This window comes from Micromonospora sp. NPDC052213 (genome assembly GCF_040679695.1).
Classification (GTDB): domain Bacteria; phylum Actinomycetota; class Actinomycetes; order Mycobacteriales; family Micromonosporaceae; genus Micromonospora.
In genome coordinates this window covers 1-16,593 of record NZ_JBFAVI010000066.1, presented here as the reverse complement: position 1 = coordinate 16,593, position 16,593 = coordinate 1, and the positions used below count along the sequence as shown (strand labels likewise).

The window sequence follows — 16,593 nt, the reverse complement described above, 5'->3', positions numbered from 1 at the left end:
ACGCACCACCGACAGGCCCGCGCCCGCCGACGCCGGCGCGGGCCTGTCGGCGCATCGACCGACGTCGTCACCTTGCGGGGCGGCGCGCTATGGTCTCCCCGCCGGGCAACCGGCAGAATACCGGCGCGGGCAACGGCGTCCGCACCGCCGACACGAGGGGTGAGCGCATGCAGCGGCCGGACTGGGCACCCGACGAGATCGACATCGAGCGCCCCAGCGTGGCCCGCATGTACGACTACTACCTCGGCGGCTCGCACAACTTCGCGGTGGACCGGGCGGCGGCCCAGGCGATGGTGGCCGCCGTGCCGGAGGCGCCGCTGATGGCGCAGGCCAACCGGGCCTTTCTGCGCCGGGCGGTGCAGTTCCTCCTCGACGCCGGCGTCCGGCAGTTCCTGGACATCGGCTCGGGCATCCCCACCGTCGGCAACGTGCACGAGATCGCCCAGCGCGAGGCCCCCGACGCCCGGGTCGTCTACGTCGACGTGGACCCGGTGGCGGTGGCGCACAGCCGGGAGATCCTCGACGGCAACGACCGCGCCGCGGTGGTGCAGGAGGACCTGCGTCATGCCGAGCGCATCGTCGCCCACCCCGAGGTCCGCCGGCTGCTCGACTTCGACCGGCCGATCGCCGTGATGATCGTGGCGGTGCTGCACTTCGTCTCCGACGACGACCGGCCGGCCGAGCTGCTGCGGACGCTGCGCCAGGCGCTGGCGCCGGGCAGCTACCTGGTGCTCTCGCAGGCCAGCGCCGACGGCCGCGGCGACGAGGAGCGGGCCGACGCCGAGCGCGTCTACCGGCGCACCGACAATCCCCTGTGGATCCGCAGCCGGGGCGAGCTGACCGCGTTGTTCGACGGCTTCGAGCTGGTCGAGCCCGGCGTGGTCTGGGTGCCGCAGTGGCGCCCGGAGTCCGCCGACAGCGCCGAGTACGCCGAACGGGCGGCCTTCATCGGCGGCGTCGGGCGGCTCGATGGGTGAGTTGCCGGGGGCCGCGGCCCTCGCCGTGCCGCCCGGGACGACCGTGCGGCGTCCGTCGCGCCCGGGAGCGTTCGCCCGGGCGTGGGCCAAGGCCGTCTCCGGCACCAGTTACCTGCCGATGACCCAGGCACAGCTGGAGGCGCTGCTGCAACGCCTCACCGACCAGCTCGCGGGAGCGCTGCTGTCCGACCCGTTCGACCTGCGGGTCGGGCACCGCGTCGGCACCGAACTGGTGGCCGCGCACATCGCGTCGCCCGAGGCGCTGGGGCGTACGGTCGAGGTCGTCCAGCTCCGGCTGGCCCGCGACCTCGGGCTGGTCGGCGAGGAGGTCGCGGACCGGCTGGCCCGGCTGCTGGCCGCGGTGTCCATCGGGTACTCCCGGGCGCTGCGGGACCGGACGCTGGACGAGCAGGAGTCGATCCGGCGGGCCGCGATGACCGCCCGGGCGCAGGCGGAGCGGGCGCTGCGCGCCAGCGAGGCCCGCTTCCGCCACCAGGCGACCCACGATCCGCTGACCGACCTGCCCAACCGCGCGCTGTTCACCGAGCGCCTGAGCGCCGCGATCGACTCCCCCGGCCCCGGCGGGGAGCGCGTCGGGGTCTGCTTCCTGGACCTGGACCGGTTCAAGGTGGTCAACGACTCGCACGGGCACCAGGTCGGCGACGGGCTGCTGGCCACCGTTGCCGACCGGCTCCGCCGGGCCGTCGACGGGCATCTGGTGGCCCGGCTCGGCGGCGACGAGTTCGTCGTCCTGGTCGAGCGCACCACCGGCACCGAAGACGTCGTCGCCGTGGCGGAGGCGGCGCTGGCCGCGGTGCGCGCGCCGGTGCTGGTGGACGGGCACGAGCTGTGCGTGTCGGCGAGCATCGGCATCGTGGAGCGGCAGGTCGCCGGCACCTCCCCCGGTGACCTCATGCGGGCGGCCGACAGCACCCTGCACTGGGCGAAGGCCGCCGGCGGCGCCCGCTGGGCGCTCTACGACGCCGACCGCGACCGCCGGGAGCTGGCCCGGTACGCGCTCTCCGCGGCCATCCCGGCCGCCCTGGAGCGGGGTGAGTTCTACCTCGACTACCAGCCGCTGACCTCACTGCGCGACGGCCGGGTGGTCGGCGTGGAGGCGCTGGTGCGCTGGCGCCACCCGGAGCTGGGCGTCCTGCGACCGGACAGCTTCATCGGCCTGGCCGAGGAGACCGGGCTCATCGTCCCGCTCGGCGGGTGGGTGCTGGCCGAGGCGTGCCGGCAGGCGGGTAGCTGGTCCGCCGGAGTCGCGACGGCCCCGTTCGTCAGCGTCAACCTGGCGGTACGGCAGGTCCGCCGCCCCGGCCTGGTCCAGGAGGTCCGCGGACTGCTGCGGCGCACCGGCCTGCCGCCGGAGCGGCTTCAGCTGGAGATCACCGAGAGCACCATGATGAGCACCGCCGAGGAGCCCGTCCGGGCGCTGCGGGTGCTGGCCGACCTCGGCGTCCGGATCGCCATCGACGACTTCGGCACCGGCTACTGCAACCTGGCGTACCTGCGGGACCTGCCGGTGACCGAGCTGAAGGTGGCCGGTCAGTTCGTGGCCGGGCTGCGCGCGCCGGAGAGCCGGGCCGACGAGCGGATCCTCGCCTCGCTCGTGTCCCTGGCGCACGCGCTGGACCTGACCGTCACCGCCGAGGGCGTGGAGACCGCCGGGCAGGCGGAGCGGCTGCGGGCGATCGGCTGCGACGCCGCCCAGGGCTGGCACTTCGGCCGCCCGGACTCGGCCGAGCGCCTCCTCGAACGCCTCCGCTGACCGCCGGCCACCCCACGCCCCTTCCGACCACTGTCGACCGCCCTGGTCTCATGGACGGGGCAGCTCAAACAGCGCGCAGGCGGGCACACCCGGCGCCCCGCCAGGCGGACACCAGCCGGGCGTCAGCCGGCCAGCAGGGCCGCCATCCGCCGCGCCTGGGTCTCCCAGCGCCACTCCCGCTCCACCCATGCGCGACCGGCCGCGCCGAACTGGCGGGCCAGGTCGCGGTCGGCGAGCAGCGTGGCCACCCGGTCGGCGAGCTGGGCGACGTCCCGGCCGCGCACCACGAACCCGGTCTCGCCCTCGCGGACGGCGTCCGGCGCGCCGCCGGAGTCGCCGGCCACCACCGGCAGGCCCGTCGCGGAGGCCTCCAGGTAGACGATCCCGAGCCCCTCGACGTCCAGCCCCCGGTTGCGGGTGCGGCACGGCATCGCGTAGACGTCGCCGGCGGCGTAGTGGGCGGGCAGTTCGGCGGACGGCACCGAGCCGGTGAAGACCACGTCCCGCTCGACCCCCGCCTGGCGTGCCAGCTTCTCCAGCGTGGCCCGGTACGGCCCGCCGCCGACCACCAGCAGCGCGGCGTCGGGCACCCGCCGGCGGATCTCGGGCATCGCCCGGATCAGCATGTCCTGGCCCTTGCGCGGCACCAGCCGGGAGACGCAGACCACCACCGGGCGGTCGGCCAGGCCGAGCCGACGCCGCACCGGTTCGCCGTCGACAGACGGGTGGTAGGTGTCCACGTCCACCCCGGGCGCGAGCCGGTGCAGCTCGGTCACCCCGTGCAGCGCCCGCTCCAGCCGCACCCTGGTGTACTCGCCCAGGTAGGTGGTCACGTCCACGCCGCGACCGATCCGGCGCAGCGCGGCCCGGGCGCCCGGCAGCGCCGCCCAGCCGACCTCGTGGCCGTGGGTCTGCGCCACCGCCCGGCGGATGCCCGCCCGGCGCCGCAGGCCGGCGGCGAGCAGCCCGAGGGGGGCCGCCGCGCCGAACCACACGGTGTCGCAGTCGTACGCCCCGGCCAGCCGGGCGGCCCGGCGGGCCACCGGCGGGGTGGGCAGCAGCACGCCGGTGCGCTCCCGGACCACCTCGAAGGGCTGGTCGGCGTCGAACTTCTCCGCGCCGCGCCAGGTCGAGGCGTAGACGACCACCGAGCCGGCGGGCTGGCGCACCGCGAGGTTGTGCACGAAGGACTGGATGCCGCCCGGACGGGGCGGGAAGTCGTTGGTGATCAGCAGCGTACGGCTCATCGGCCGGCCTCCCTGGCGTGGGCGCGGGCGGCGGCCATCCGCTCGACCGTGGACGGGTGGGTGGCGGAGTAGAGGTACTCCCAGCGCGGCGGATCGGGGTCGGCCAGGTTGATCCCGGCGAGCCGGCGCTGCATCGCCTCGAAGGCGGCCGGGTCGCCGGTCAGGGCCAGCGCGTGCGCGTCGGCGCGTGCCTCCACCCGCCGCGACATCAGCGCCTGTACCGGGGTGGAGACCAGCCCGGCGACCGTCACCAGGGCGATCAGCAGGGGGAAGGCGCGCGGTTGGGCGACCGAGTCGACGCCGGCCAGCCGCAGCAGCGGGCCGGAGGACCCGATCAGGTAGAGTGCGACCACCGCGGCGGCGGCGCCCAGCGCCCCGGTCAGCGTGCCGACCGCCACGTCGCGGTCCTTGGCGTGCCCCAGCTCGTGCGCCACGACGGCGGTCACCTCGGCGGGCGTCGCCTCGCGCAGCAGCGTGTCGTAGACGACCACCCGCCGGGTCGGCCCGAGGCCCGAGACGTACGCGTTCACCGCCCGGGTGCGCCGCGAGGCGTCGGCGACCAGCACGTCGCGTACGGGGACGCCGTCGCGCGCCGCCATCGTCATCAGCTCGGTGCGCAGCGGGCCCTGCTCCATCGGGGTGAACCTGTTGAACACCGGTTCCACCAGCACCGGCAGCACGAAGGAGAGCAGCACCACCAGGGTCGCGGCGCCGGCCGCGCCGAACGCCCACCACCAGCGCGGCGACAGCCGGATGACGGTGTAGAAGCCGAGCAGCGCCACCGCGCCGATGACGGCGCTGACCGCGTACGACTTGAGCAGGTCGACGGTCCAGCCGCTCCAGCCGTTGGTGGCGAGCCCGTAGCGGGTGAGCACGCTCTGGCGCCAGGCGGCGAACGGGAGGGTGACCAGGTCGGCGACGAGCACCACGGCGAGCCCGCCGAGCACGGCCTGGGCGATCCAGTGGCCGCCGAAGGGACGGCCGGCCAGCTCGACCAGCCGGCTGCCCAGCGGGGTGAGGCCGAACGCCAGGGCGACCAGCAGGCCGAGGGCCAGCGCGGCCCAGCCGGCGGGGCGCAGCGCGGAGCGGAACTCCCGGCCGCGGGCCACCTGGTCGGCGGGGAGGTCACCCAGCGCGGCCAACTGGTCGGCCCGCGGCGCGGGCGGGCGCTGCCACGGGATCAGCACCGCGGCGGTCACCACCAGGGCCACGGTCAGGCCGACCAGGGTCAGCACCGCCCAGCCGCGCGGGCTCACCGGGGCCCACCCGGCACCGCGCGGCGGCCCGCCCGTGGCACCGCCCGCGACCGTCCGGGGCCCGCGGCGCCGCCGATCGCGGCGGGGCTGCCGCCACCGCGCCGTACCCGCGTCATGCGCCGCTCCCTCCCGCCGTGAGCGCCCATCCTATTGCCCGCGTCGGCGGCGCCCGCCCCGACCGGACCCGCACCCCGCCGCCGGCTGCCCTCCTTGGCGGCCCGCCGAGGCCGGGCGTGGCTGTCGCAGCCCCGGCGTCGGCCACCGTCGTGCCCCACCGACGCCATCGCGCGCCATCATGACGCCATCCGACGCCACAAGCGCCTTGCTGTGACGTCGTGATGATGTCATAGTGGCGTCATGGACCTGACGTCGTATGTCGACAACCTCCGGCAGGAGCTGGCCGGCGTCGCCGAACTCGGCGGCGAGGAGGCCCGGGCGCTGGCCGAGCGACTGGCCGGGCCGCTCGAGTCGGCGCTCCGTCTGGCGCTGCTGGACGCGCTGACCGCCGCGGCGGCGGAGATCACCCGCGACCTGGCACCCGGTTCGGTCGAGCTGCGCCTGCGCGGGCGCGAGCCGAGCTTCGTCGTGACGCCACCGCCGACCGGCCCCGAGTTCCAGGGCGAGCCCGAGGCTCCCGAGCCGGTCACCCCCCCACCGGCGGACACCGAGGAGGGCGCCACCTCGCGGATCAGCTTCCGCCTCTCGGAGCACCTCAAGAACCGCATCGAGGAGGCGGCCGCCCGCGACGGCCTCTCCGTCAACGCCTGGCTCGTCCGGGCGGCGACCGCCGCCGTGGCGACGACCGGGACGGCGGGCCGGCACGCGCCGCGACGCGCCCCCCGGGGCGGGGAGCGCTACACCGGCTGGGCTCGCTGAGCGCCCGCCACCGGTTCGCGTCACCACCTCCGACCATCCGTCCCGTTCCGGGACGTCCACTCCGTTCAGAAGGGACCGTCGTGCCCACATTCGACACCCCCGCGCCGATCTCGGCCACCGTCGACCTGGTCGTCGGTGACGCCCGGATCACCGCGACCGACCGCACGGACACCGTCGTCGACGTCCGGCCGAGCAACGCCGCCGCCGACGCCGACGTCCGGGCCGCCGAACAGACCCGAGTGGAGTACGCCGACGGCCGGCTCCTGGTCAAGGCGCCCCGGCAGCGCGGATTCGGCCTGGTCGGCAAGCCCGGCTCGATCGACGTGACGATCGCGCTGCCCGCCGGCTCACACCTGCACGGCAATGCCTCCGCGGGGGCGTTCCACGGCGCCGGCCGGCTCGGCAACTGCCGGATCCGGATCGCGGCCGGCGACATCGAGCTGGACCGCACGGCCGACGCCGATCTCGACACCTCCGCCGGCGGCGTACGGGTGGAGCACGTCGCGGGCCAGGCCCGCATCAGCACCGGATCCGGCCGGATCCGGGTGCAGGAGGTCGAGGGCGACGCGGTGGTCAAGAACTCCAACGGCGAAAGCTGGCTGGGCACCGTCACCGGCGAGGCGCGCGTGAAGGCGGCCAACGGCGACATCGCCGTCGACCGCGCGCACGCCTCGGTCACCGCCACCACCGCCAACGGCGACGTCCGGATCGGCGAGGTCTCGGCGGGCACGGTGTCGGTCAGGACCGCGAGCGGCGGGCTCGACATCGGCGTGCGCTCCGGCACCGCCGCCCTGCTCGACCTGCACACCCAGTTCGGCCGGGTGGACAACCACCTCGAGGCGTACGAACCGCCCGGCGAGCCGGAGAGCGCCGTACGCGTGAACGCCCGGACCTCCTTCGGCGACATCGTGATCCACCGCCGCTGATCCCCCACGCCACCACTTCCCGGCCGGCTCGGCGGCCGGCCCAGCCCCCGACCGGCCCGACGGCCGGCGTGGAAGGAGAAGACGTGCCACCCAACTCGACCCCGGCGGCCATCACGGTCGCCGGCCTCCGGAAGTCCTTCGGCGACCACGTGGTGCTCGACGGGATCGACCTCACCGTCGCCGCGGGGACGATCTTCGCGCTGCTCGGCCCCAACGGCGCCGGCAAGACCACCACCGTGCAGATCCTGTCCACCCTGATCGGCGCCGACTCCGGCGAGGCGCGGGTCGCCGGTCACGACGTCGCCCGGGAGCCCGACGCGGTACGCGCCGCGATCGGCGTGACCGGCCAGTTCTCCGCCGTCGACGGCCTGCTCACCGGCGAGGAGAACCTGCGGCTCATGGCCGACCTGCACCACCTGTCCCGAGCCGAGGGGCGGCAGCGCACGCGGAGCCTGCTCAGGATGTTCGACCTGGTCGAGGCGGCCGGCAAGCCCGCCGCCAGCTACTCCGGCGGGATGCGCCGGCGGCTCGACCTGGCGATGGGTCTGGTCGGCCGCCCCCGCGTGGTGTTCCTCGACGAGCCGACCACCGGGCTCGACCCGCGCAGCCGGCAGGCCATGTGGCAGATCGTACGGGGCCTGGTGGCGGACGGCGTCACCATCTTCCTCACCACCCAGTACCTGGAGGAGGCGGACCAGCTCGCCGACCGGATCGCCGTGCTCGACCACGGAAGGCTGGTGGCGGAGGGCAGCGCGGCGGAACTCAAACGGCTCGTCCCCGGCGGGCACATCAGCCTGCGCTTCGCCGACCGGGCCGGGTTCGACTCGGCCGTGGTCGCTCTCGGCGACTCGTCCCGCGACGCCGCCGAACTCACCCTGCACGTGCCCAGCGACGGCGGTGTCCGGTCGCTGCGGAACGTGCTCGACCTGCTGGACAGCCGGTCGATCGCCGTGGAGTCGCTGTCGGTGCACACGCCCGATCTCGACGACGTCTTCCTGGCCCTCACCGGCCAGCCCGAAAAGGTGGGAACCCCCCGATGAGCGCCCTGACCTACGCCGTACGCGACTCCGGCACGATGCTGCGCCGCAACCTGCGACGCGGGGTGCGCTACCCGTCGATGACGGTGCTGCTCGCCGGCATGCCCATCCTGCTCCTGCTGCTGTTCGTCTACGTCTTCGGCGCGACCCTCGGCGCCGGGCTGGGCGGCGGTTCGGGCGACCGGGGCGACTACGTCGACTACGTCACCCCGGGGATCCTGCTGATAACCACCGGCCTGGCGGCCACCGGGACGGCGGTGTCGGTCGCCATGGACATGACCGAGGGCATCATCGCCCGGTTCCGGACCATGGCGATCGCCCGGGTGTCGGTGCTGACCGGCCACGTCCTGGGCAGCATGGTGCAGACCATGCTCAGCCTGGCGGTGGTCACCGGCGTCGCGCTGCTCATCGGGTTCCGGCCCAGCACGGGTGTCACGGCCTGGATCGCGGCGGCCGGGGTGCTGGCCATGACCACCTTCGCGTTCACCTGGCTCTCGGTCGCGATGGGTCTGGTCTCCAAGAGCGTCGAGACGGCGAGCAACCTCCCCATGCCGCTGACCTACCTGCCCTTCATCGGCAGCGGATTCGTGCCCACCGACTCGATGCCGGACGGGCTGCGGCAGTTCGCCGAGTACCAGCCCTTCACCCCCATCATCGAGACCCTGCGCGGGCTGTTGACCGGCGGGCCGGTGGGGACGAACGCCGTTCTCGCAGCGGCCTGGTGCGCCGCCATCGCGCTGGTCGGCTATCTCTGGGCGAAGAAGCTGTTCAACCGGGACCCGTCCCGCTGACCCGCACCGATCACGGATCCCCCGACCGCCCGGCCGGTCGGGGGCACCCGTGCTCGCGGTGCGGATCGGAGTCCCGACGCGGCACCCGCGGCCGGCCCGGTCACGCGGCCTCGTGCCGCCCGGCGGGCCGGCGGGCCACCCGGGGTGCGGACAGCACCTCCACCTCGAACCCGGCCCGGGCGAACACCTCGACCGCCCGGGCCTCGGCACCGCCCAGCCCGGCGGCCGGGGACGAATCGTCGAGCAGGGCGGTGACCAGGCAGTCGGAGCAGCCGCTCCCCCGGATCCCGCACCCCGCACAGTCGATGATCATCACGCCTCCTGGTGCGCTGCGGCGACCGGGCGCGGCGTCACCGTCGCCACCCGAACACCGTCGGTCACCACGACGCTAGGCGCGGGGTACGACAGAAAGGGACAACGGGGTCGCGGACGCCGGAATGCGATCAAGCACCCCGATCAGGACCGGGCGAGCCGCCGCAGCAGCGAGTCGGCCCCGAGCGGGTACGCGCCGTGCCGGCGTACGCCGTCGGCGACCTCCCGGTCGGAGGAGACCACCACCACCGGCCGGCCCGGCGGCTCGGCGCGGACCAGGCGCCGGATCAGCTCGTCGGCGGTCTCGCCCTTGCGGGAGAAGAGAACCCGGACCCCGCGCGGCGACGGGGGCAGCCCGTGCATCCGTTCCGCGCCGTCGAAGACCACGGTGACCTCGTCGCCGGTCTGCGCGGCGATCCCGCCCAGACCGGTGATCAGCCGCTTGCGCTGCTGCTCCAGCGACATCTCGCCGAAGCCGCGCTTGGTGACGTTGTAACCGTCGACGACGAGGTGCGCCCGGGGCAGCGCCAGCAACTGGTCGAGGCGGGCCGGGTCGTCGGTGTCGCGGGCGCGGGTGGCGGCGCCGGCCGCCGGGGCGGCGGTCTGGTCGGCGAAGGCGTCGGCGACGAAGTCGGCGGGCAGCTTGTCGACCGGGTCCAGCGCCAGCTCCCGACGCAGCCCGACGGCCGCCTGCCCGATGGTCTCCAGCAGCAGCCACAGCCGGGCGTCGTCCACCGACCGGGCCTCCTTGGCGCTGGCCCGGGCGACCCCGGCCGCCGCCTCAGCCTCGGCCAGCCGGGCCCGGACCCGGCGCAGCTCGGCGTCGGCGTCCGCCGCCGCCCGGGCGGCCCGGCCCCGCTCGGTGGCCAGCAACTCGTTGGCCTTGCGCTCGCGGGCCTGCGTCTCGCGCAGCGACCGGCCCAGCTGCCGGCTCTCCTCGCGCAGCTGCCCGAGCTCCTCGCGCACCCGGGCCAGCTCGTCGCGGAGCTTCTCCGCCTCCACCCGGGCCACCGCCCGGTCGTGCTCGGCGCGGGTGGCCCGCTGCTCGGCCTCGCGGACCAGCTCGGCGACGACCGCGCTGTCGGCCTCCGCGCGCACGGCCGCGCCGCTGGCCTCGATCAGCTCCCGCCACCCCCGGGGCCGGGCCAGGTAGGCCAGCGCGGCCACCTCGACCGGGTCGGCGGCGGCGGGCGCGGTGCCCTCGAGCACCGCCGCACCCAGGTCGCCGGTGTCGGCGAGCACCCGGGCGGTGATCCGCTGCCGGAACAGCGGGTCCCCGGTGAGCTGGGCGGCGATCGCCGGGGCGCCGAGCCGGGCCCGGCGGTTGGGGGCGAACTTGGCGACCCGGCGCAGCGGCACCGGCACCTCGTCGGCGGGCAGCCCGGGGAGCACGGCGGCGGTGAGCGCCACGATCCGCTGGCGGACCGGCTCGGGCAGCACGGGTTCCGGCTCGGGCGTGGACCCGTCGTCCGCCGATCCCTCGGGCGCGGACCCCTCAAGCGTGGGCCCGTCGTCCGCCGGGCCCTCGGCGACGACCTCCTCGGCCGCCTCGTTTCGACCGGGCTCGACACCGGCCGCCTCGGGCCCCGGCTCGACCGCCGCGGGCAGACCGCCCTCGTCGGGGCCGGCCCCACCGGCGTCGCGCACGGTGTCGACCGGCCCCTCCTGCGGGAGACGGTCGTCGTGCGGCTCGGTGAGGGGCATCTGGCAAGTCTCCCACCGCGACCGGGCCCACCGCCCGGTGAGTGAGCCGATCTCTCATCCTAGACCGGTGGTGACGGCTGGTGCCGGTGGGACGGGAGTGTCGGACCGGGACGCTAGCGTGCCGCCGATGGCACAGACGGAGTACGTCCAGGAGCCGCTGGCCGGCTTCGACCCGGGCGCGGGCGGCATCGATCCCGCGCTGCCGCTGTACGCGACGACGTTCGTGGTGGTCGACCTGGAGACCACCGGCGGCGCGCCGGACGGCGGCGGGATCACCGAGATCGGCGCGGTGAAGGTGCGCGGCGGCGAGGAGCTGGGCGTGCTGGCCACCCTGGTCAACCCGGGCGTGCCGATCCCACCGTTCATCACGGTGCTCACCGGCATCACGCAGGCCATGCTGGTCCCGGCCCCGCCGATCGAGCAGGTGCTGCCGAGCTTCCTCGAGTTCGTCTCCGACGCCGTGCTGGTCGCCCACAACGCCCCCTACGACGTCGGCTTCCTGAAGGCCGCGTGCGCGAAGCACGGCTACCGCTGGCCCAATCCCCGGGTGCTCGACACCGCCGCGCTGGCCCGCCGGGTGCTGACCCGCGACGAGGTGCCCAACCGCAAGCTCGGCACCCTCGCGGCCTACTTCCGCACCGCCACCCAGCCGACCCACCGGGCGCTCGACGACGCCAAGGCCACCGTCGACGTGCTGCACGGGCTGATCGCCCGGCTCGGCGGGCACCGGGTCGACACGATCGGCGACGCCATCGAGTTCGCCCGGGCGGTCACCCCGACCCAGCGGCGCAAGCGGCACCTGGCGGAGGGGCTGCCCAAGGCGCCCGGGGTCTACATCTTCCGGGCCGCCGACGACCGGCCGCTCTACGTCGGCACCTCCGGCGACATCGCCACCCGGGTGCGCAGCTACTTCACCGCCGCCGAGAAGCGGGCCCGGATCTCCGAGATGCTCGCCGCGGCCGAGCGGGTGGAGGCGGTCGAGTGCGCCCACTCGCTGGAGGCGGAGGTCCGCGAGCTGCGGCTGATCGGGGCGCACGCGCCGCCGTACAACCGGCGGTCGAAGTTTCCGGAGCGGGCGGTCTGGCTGAAGCTGACCGACGGTCCCTACCCCCGGCTCTCGGTGGTCCGGAGCATCGCCCCCGGCGACGCCGGCTACCTCGGCCCGTTCAGCTCCCGCCGGGCGGCGGAGCTGGCCGCCGCCGGCTTCCACGACGCCGTGCCGCTGCGGCAGTGCACCCACCGACTCTCGCTGCGCACGGTGACGCCGGCCTGCGCGCTGGCCGAGCTGGGCCGCTGCCCGGCGCCCTGCGAGCACCGGATCACCCCGGAGGAGTACGACGTCCGTGCCGTCGCGCCGTTCCGCACCGCGACCGCCAGCGACCCGCAGCCGGTGGTCGACGCGCTGCTGGCCCGGATCGAGGTGCTCTCCCGAGACCAGCGCTACGAGGAGGCGGCGGTGGTGCGTTCGCGGCTGGCCGCGGTGCTGCGGGCGACGGTGCGGATGCAGCGGCTGGCCGCGCTGACCGGGATCGCCGAGCTGGCCGCGGCCCGCCCGGCGGCCCGGGGCGGCTGGGAGCTGGCCCTCGTGCGGTACGGCCGGCTGGCCGGGGCGGGGGTGTCCCCGCCCGGCGTCCACCCTCGACCGACGATCGCCGCGATCCGGGCGACCGCCGAGACCGTGCCGCCCGGCCACGGCCCGGTCCCGCACGCCTCCGCGGAGGAGACCGAACGCATCCTGTCCTGGTTGGAACGGCCCGAGACCCGGCTGGTCGAGATGTCCTCCGGATGGGCTTCCCCGGTGGCTGGCGCGGCGCGCTTCCGCGACCTGTTGAGCAAGGCCGAGAGCGCCGCGTCCCACCAACTCTCGACCGAACGCTCATGACCATGTGTCCGATCGGACGACGTCGACTCGCTTAGGCTGTTAGAGAAGTGCAGTCCTGCCCGTTTCGTGGGCCTGCTCCCGGTTGCCGGGTCCCGGCGGCCGTGGGGCCGGGGTGAGGAGGTGTCCCACGTGGACGTCGACGCCGGACGCGGCGCCGCCCTGGGGGGCGCCCTTCCGACCCAACCGGGCGAGCTGCCGCTGACCCGCCGGCTCCGGTCGCTGCTGAGCTGGCCCACCGCCGAGACCGACCCGGTGAACCACCTCGTCCGGACTCATCGGACGATCCACCCGGGCACCGAGCCCTCCGTGCTGCGTCGGGCCTACACCATCGCGGAGAACATGCACCGTGGGCAGTTCCGCAAGAGCGGCGAGCCCTACATCACCCACCCGCTGGCCGTGGCCCAGATCTGCGCCGAGATCGGCATGGACGCCACCACCCTGGTCGCCGCGCTGCTGCACGACACCGTGGAGGACACGCGCTACACGCTCCAGGCTCTCGCGGAGGACTTCGGGCGGGAGGTGGCGCACCTGGTCGACGGGGTGACCAAGTTCGACAAGGCGTTCTACGGCAAGGCCGCCGAGGCCGAGACGATCCGCAAGATGATCATCGCGGCCGGCAAGGACGTCCGGGTCCTGATCATCAAGCTGGCCGACCGGCTGCACAACATGCGCACCCTGGGCGTCCGGTCCGCCGCGTCCCGGGAGCGGATCGCCCGCAAGACGCAGGAGGTGCTGGTCCCGCTCTGCGACCGGCTCGGCATCCAGTTGCTCAAGCGGGAGCTCGACGACGTGGTGCTGCTGCACCTGGAGCCGGAGGAGCACGCCCGCATCGCCCGGCACGTGCACGACCGGCCGGGCTGGGACACGTACCTCGACGAGGTGGTCGCCCGGGCGAAGTCGGCGCTGCGCCGGAACCGGGTCGACGCCGAGGTGACCCCCCGCCCCCGGCACCTCTACTCGATCTGGAAGGACACCGTGGCCGGCGGCCACACCGCCCCCTACGACCTGCCCCGCATCGCGATCGTGGTGGACGGCCCGGCCACCGACTGCTACGCGGCGCTGGGCGCGGTCCACGGCCTTTGGCGGCCGGTCCCCGGCCGGTTCAAGGACTTCATCGCCTCCCCGAAGAACAATCTCTACCGCTCCCTGCACACCAGCGTCTGCGGGCCCAAGGACCGCACCGTGGAGGTGCTGATCCGCACCGAGGAGATGCACCGCTCGGCCGAGTACGGCGTCGCCGCCGACTTCCGCTTCCCCCGGCCGGGCGGCACGGCCGCCTGCGCGGAGCAGCTCGACTGGCTGCGCCGGGTGCTCGACTGGGAGCAGGACGCGGCCGACCCGGCACAGTTCCTCGAGTCCCTGCGCTGCGACCTCGCCGAGACCCAGATCCAGGTCTTCGCCGACGGGCGGCAGATCGTGCTGCCGGCCGGGGCGACCCCGGTCGACCTCGCGTACGAGCTGGGCACCGAGCGTGGCGACCACTGCCTGGCGGCGCGGATCAACGGCCGGCTGGCCCCGCTCTCCTCCGCGCTGGAGGAGGGCGACGTGGTGGAGATCTTCACCGAGACCGACGCGGCGAACGGCTTCGACGCCGACGTCGCCCCCCGCGGCCCGCGCCGGGAGTGGCTCGGCTTCGTCAAGTCGCCGCACGCGCAGATGCAGATCAGCCGGTGGTTCGCCGAGCACACCGAGCCGGGCATCTCCATCACCGACAAGGTCCGCCTCGGCCGGGCCACCATCGGGCTGGCGCTGCGAAAGCACGACCGCGGGCTGGCCAGCGACCTGCCGCTGCTGCGGCTGTCGGAGGAACTGGGCTACCCCGACCTGGAGACGATGCTGGTCGCGGTCTTCGACCGGGTCATCGAGCCGGACACGGTCGTACGCCAACTCATCGACCTGGTGGACCACCGGCAGTGACCGCCCGTCGGGCCCGGGTCGTCCGAACGTTCCTCGGGGCCACTAGCCTGGACTCATGATCCCCCGCTCGCGCGCCACCGGCCGGGCCGTCGCCTACCAGGTCTTCTACCGGCTGCCGCTGCCGGTGCGCCGCCGCCTGGTCCGGCTGGCCGTGCCGAAGTACATCGTCGGCGCGGTCACCCTCGTCCGCGACGCCGAGGCCGAGGGGGCGGGGCGGCTGCTGCTGCTGCGCCAGCCGCCCGGCCGGGGTTGGGGGCTGCCCGCCGGCCTGTTGCAGAAGGGCGAGGCGCCGGTGGTGGGAGCCGCCCGGGAGCTGTACGAGGAGTCCGGCATCCGCCTCTCCCCCCGCCAGCTGAGCCCCGCCGTCCCCAACGCGATCGTGCACGCCAAGGGCTGGGTGGACGTGGTGTTCACCGCCGAGGTGCCGGCGTCGACCACCGAGCTGAAGGTCGACGGCGCCGAGGTCTTCGAGGCCGCCTGGCACCCGCTGGACGACCTGCCCAAGCTGACCTGGCCGACCGCCCGGCTGCTCGCGTACTACGACATCGGGCCGCTGGCCGGACAGTTCCCGCCCCCGGTGCCCGACACGCGACCGTGAACGCCGACCGGGCCGACCGAGCGGCCGCCTCCACCGCCCCGGCCGACCACGGCGTGGCCGCCACCGCCGACCGGGCCCACGCCGCCGCCGTCCCGGTCGACGTCTGCGCGGTGGTGCTCGCCGCCGGCGAGGGCACCCGGCTGCGGCCGCTGACCGAGCGGCTGCCGAAGGCGCTCTGCCCGGTGGGCAACGTGCCGCTGCTGGACCGGGCGCTGGACCGGCTGGCCGGGCTCGGCCTGGTCGGGCCGGCCCGGGTCGCGGTCAACGCCTGCTACCTCGGCGCGCAGGTCGTCGCGCACGTCGGGGACCGCGCCCACCTGTCGGTCGAACCGGGCGCGCCGCTGGGCACCGCCGGCGGGGTGGCGAACCTGCGGGACTGGATCGCCGGGCGCGGGGTGCTGGTCGGCAACGCCGACGCCTACCTCGCCGACCCCGCGCGACCCCCGGGGCCGGACGTCGCCGCGCTGCTGCGCGACTGGGACGGCGACTCCGTACGCCTGCTCGGCCAGCCCGCCGCCGACCCGCGGGCGCCGGGCACCTTCGACGGCCACGTGTTCACCGGCTTCTCGCTGCTGCCGTGGCGGCTGGTGCGGGAGCTGCCGGTCACGTTCGGCGACCTCGTCCGGGCGGTCTGGCGCCCGGCGGAGGCGGCCGGCGCGCTGACCGTCGTGCCCTACCCCGGCACGTTCTACGACACCGGCACCCCGGCCGACTACCTGGCGGCCAACCTGCACGCGGCCGGCGACGGCAGCCTGGTGGCGCCCACGGCCACGGTGACCGGCCGCTGCCGGGCGGCGGTGGTCGGCGCCGACGCGGTCGTCCAGGGCGACGTGGAGCGTGCCGTCGTCTGGCCGGGCGCCACCGTCGGCCCCGGCGAGCGCCTGCGCGACGCGATCCGCGCGGGGGCCACCCTCACCGTCCCCGCCACACCCCCGCTCCCGGGGCCCGCGAGGCTCTAGCATGGGCGACGACGCCGACGAACGGAGAAATGTCCCGTGATCACCGCGATCGTGCTGATCGACTGCGCCACCGACTCCATCCCCGAGGTGGCCGAGGCCCTGGCCGCCCTCCCCGGCGTCAGCGAGGTCTACTCGGTGGCCGGCCACGTCGACCTGATCGCCGTGGTCCGGGTGCGGGAGTTCGACCAGATCGCCAAGGTGATCGCCGGCAGCATCTCCAAGGTGCCGGGGGTGCTGAACACCGAGTCGCACATCGCGTTCCGGGCGTACTCCCAGCACGACCTGGAGGAGGCGTTCGCGATCGGGCTCGCGAGCGCCGACTGACACGAGCCGGTGG

The 16,593-nt window shown here is 75.3% G+C and carries 15 protein-coding genes; 11 read left to right on the top strand and 4 right to left on the bottom strand.

Going from position 1 to position 16,593, the window contains the following annotated elements; translation table 11 throughout:
- Positions 1-167 precede the first annotated feature (167 nt).
- On the top strand, positions 168-977 hold the full coding sequence (locus AB0L34_RS17720; protein ID WP_350707972.1) for an SAM-dependent methyltransferase: 810 nt from the start codon (positions 168-170) through the stop codon (positions 975-977).
- Positions 970-2,751, top strand: a complete 1,782-nt coding sequence (locus tag AB0L34_RS17715) for a bifunctional diguanylate cyclase/phosphodiesterase (protein ID WP_363705495.1) — start codon at positions 970-972, stop codon at positions 2,749-2,751. Before AB0L34_RS17720 ends, AB0L34_RS17715 begins: the two co-directional genes overlap by 8 nt.
- A 122-nt stretch (positions 2,752-2,873) precedes the next feature.
- Here AB0L34_RS17715 and AB0L34_RS17710 read toward each other — a convergent pair whose 3' ends face one another.
- Both AB0L34_RS17710 and AB0L34_RS17705 read right to left on the bottom strand, forming a co-directional pair.
- On the bottom strand, positions 2,874-3,998 hold the full coding sequence (locus AB0L34_RS17710; protein WP_363705494.1) for a glycosyltransferase family 4 protein: 1,125 nt from the start codon (positions 3,996-3,998) through the stop codon (positions 2,874-2,876).
- Positions 3,995-5,254 (bottom strand): M48 family metallopeptidase, encoded by a 1,260-nt coding sequence (locus AB0L34_RS17705; RefSeq protein WP_363705493.1) that lies wholly within the window; start codon positions 5,252-5,254, stop codon positions 3,995-3,997. The genes AB0L34_RS17710 and AB0L34_RS17705 overlap by 4 nt, the downstream gene beginning before the upstream one ends.
- A gap of 357 nt (positions 5,255-5,611) precedes the next feature.
- Here AB0L34_RS17705 and AB0L34_RS17700 point away from each other — a divergent pair, with 357 nt between their 5' ends.
- The 4 genes from AB0L34_RS17700 (at position 5,612) to AB0L34_RS17685 (ending at position 8,884) form a co-directional block, all read left to right on the top strand.
- Positions 5,612-6,130 carry a hypothetical protein gene (locus AB0L34_RS17700; RefSeq protein WP_363705492.1) on the top strand — a complete coding sequence of 173 codons (519 nt, stop codon included), beginning with the start codon at positions 5,612-5,614 and terminating at the stop codon, positions 6,128-6,130.
- Positions 6,131-6,210: 80 nt separating this feature from the next.
- A complete protein-coding gene (locus AB0L34_RS17695) occupies positions 6,211-7,056 on the top strand; it encodes a DUF4097 family beta strand repeat-containing protein (RefSeq protein WP_363705491.1) in 846 nt (281 codons plus the stop codon).
- Positions 7,057-7,139: 83 nt separating this feature from the next.
- Positions 7,140-8,096 carry an ATP-binding cassette domain-containing protein gene (locus tag AB0L34_RS17690; RefSeq protein WP_363705490.1) on the top strand — a complete coding sequence of 319 codons (957 nt, stop codon included), beginning with the start codon at positions 7,140-7,142 and terminating at the stop codon, positions 8,094-8,096.
- Positions 8,093-8,884, top strand: a complete 792-nt coding sequence (locus AB0L34_RS17685; RefSeq protein ID WP_363705489.1) for an ABC transporter permease — start codon at positions 8,093-8,095, stop codon at positions 8,882-8,884. Before AB0L34_RS17690 ends, AB0L34_RS17685 begins: the two co-directional genes overlap by 4 nt.
- 100 nt (positions 8,885-8,984) lie before the next feature.
- On the opposite strand, the gene AB0L34_RS17680 is transcribed toward AB0L34_RS17685, so the two are convergent.
- Positions 8,985-9,197 carry a hypothetical protein gene (locus AB0L34_RS17680; protein ID WP_363705488.1) on the bottom strand — a complete coding sequence of 71 codons (213 nt, stop codon included), beginning with the start codon at positions 9,195-9,197 and terminating at the stop codon, positions 8,985-8,987.
- A 143-nt stretch (positions 9,198-9,340) separates the two neighbouring features.
- Positions 9,341-10,900 (bottom strand): NYN domain-containing protein, encoded by a 1,560-nt coding sequence (locus AB0L34_RS17675; protein WP_363705487.1) that lies wholly within the window; start codon positions 10,898-10,900, stop codon positions 9,341-9,343.
- A gap of 127 nt (positions 10,901-11,027) precedes the next feature.
- Here AB0L34_RS17675 and AB0L34_RS17670 point away from each other — a divergent pair, with 127 nt between their 5' ends.
- The 5 genes from AB0L34_RS17670 to AB0L34_RS17650 all read left to right on the top strand — a co-directional run bounded on the left by AB0L34_RS17670 (position 11,028) and on the right by AB0L34_RS17650 (position 16,580).
- Positions 11,028-12,782 carry a DEDD exonuclease domain-containing protein gene (locus tag AB0L34_RS17670; protein ID WP_363705486.1) on the top strand — a complete coding sequence of 585 codons (1,755 nt, stop codon included), beginning with the start codon at positions 11,028-11,030 and terminating at the stop codon, positions 12,780-12,782.
- Positions 12,783-12,911: 129 nt separating this feature from the next.
- The gene (locus AB0L34_RS17665) at positions 12,912-14,699 is read left to right on the top strand and encodes an HD domain-containing protein (protein WP_363705485.1); all 1,788 of its coding nucleotides are present in this window, start codon (positions 12,912-12,914) and stop codon (positions 14,697-14,699) included.
- A gap of 55 nt (positions 14,700-14,754) precedes the next feature.
- Positions 14,755-15,297: an NUDIX domain-containing protein gene (locus AB0L34_RS17660; RefSeq protein ID WP_350686134.1), complete on the top strand. Its 543-nt coding sequence runs from the start codon at positions 14,755-14,757 to the stop codon at positions 15,295-15,297.
- A 53-nt stretch (positions 15,298-15,350) separates the two neighbouring features.
- Positions 15,351-16,256 (top strand): sugar phosphate nucleotidyltransferase, encoded by a 906-nt coding sequence (locus AB0L34_RS17655; protein WP_363705503.1) that lies wholly within the window; start codon positions 15,351-15,353, stop codon positions 16,254-16,256.
- A 36-nt stretch (positions 16,257-16,292) separates the two neighbouring features.
- Positions 16,293-16,580 carry an Lrp/AsnC ligand binding domain-containing protein gene (locus tag AB0L34_RS17650; protein ID WP_363705484.1) on the top strand — a complete coding sequence of 96 codons (288 nt, stop codon included), beginning with the start codon at positions 16,293-16,295 and terminating at the stop codon, positions 16,578-16,580.
- Positions 16,581-16,593: the final 13 nt, after the last annotated feature.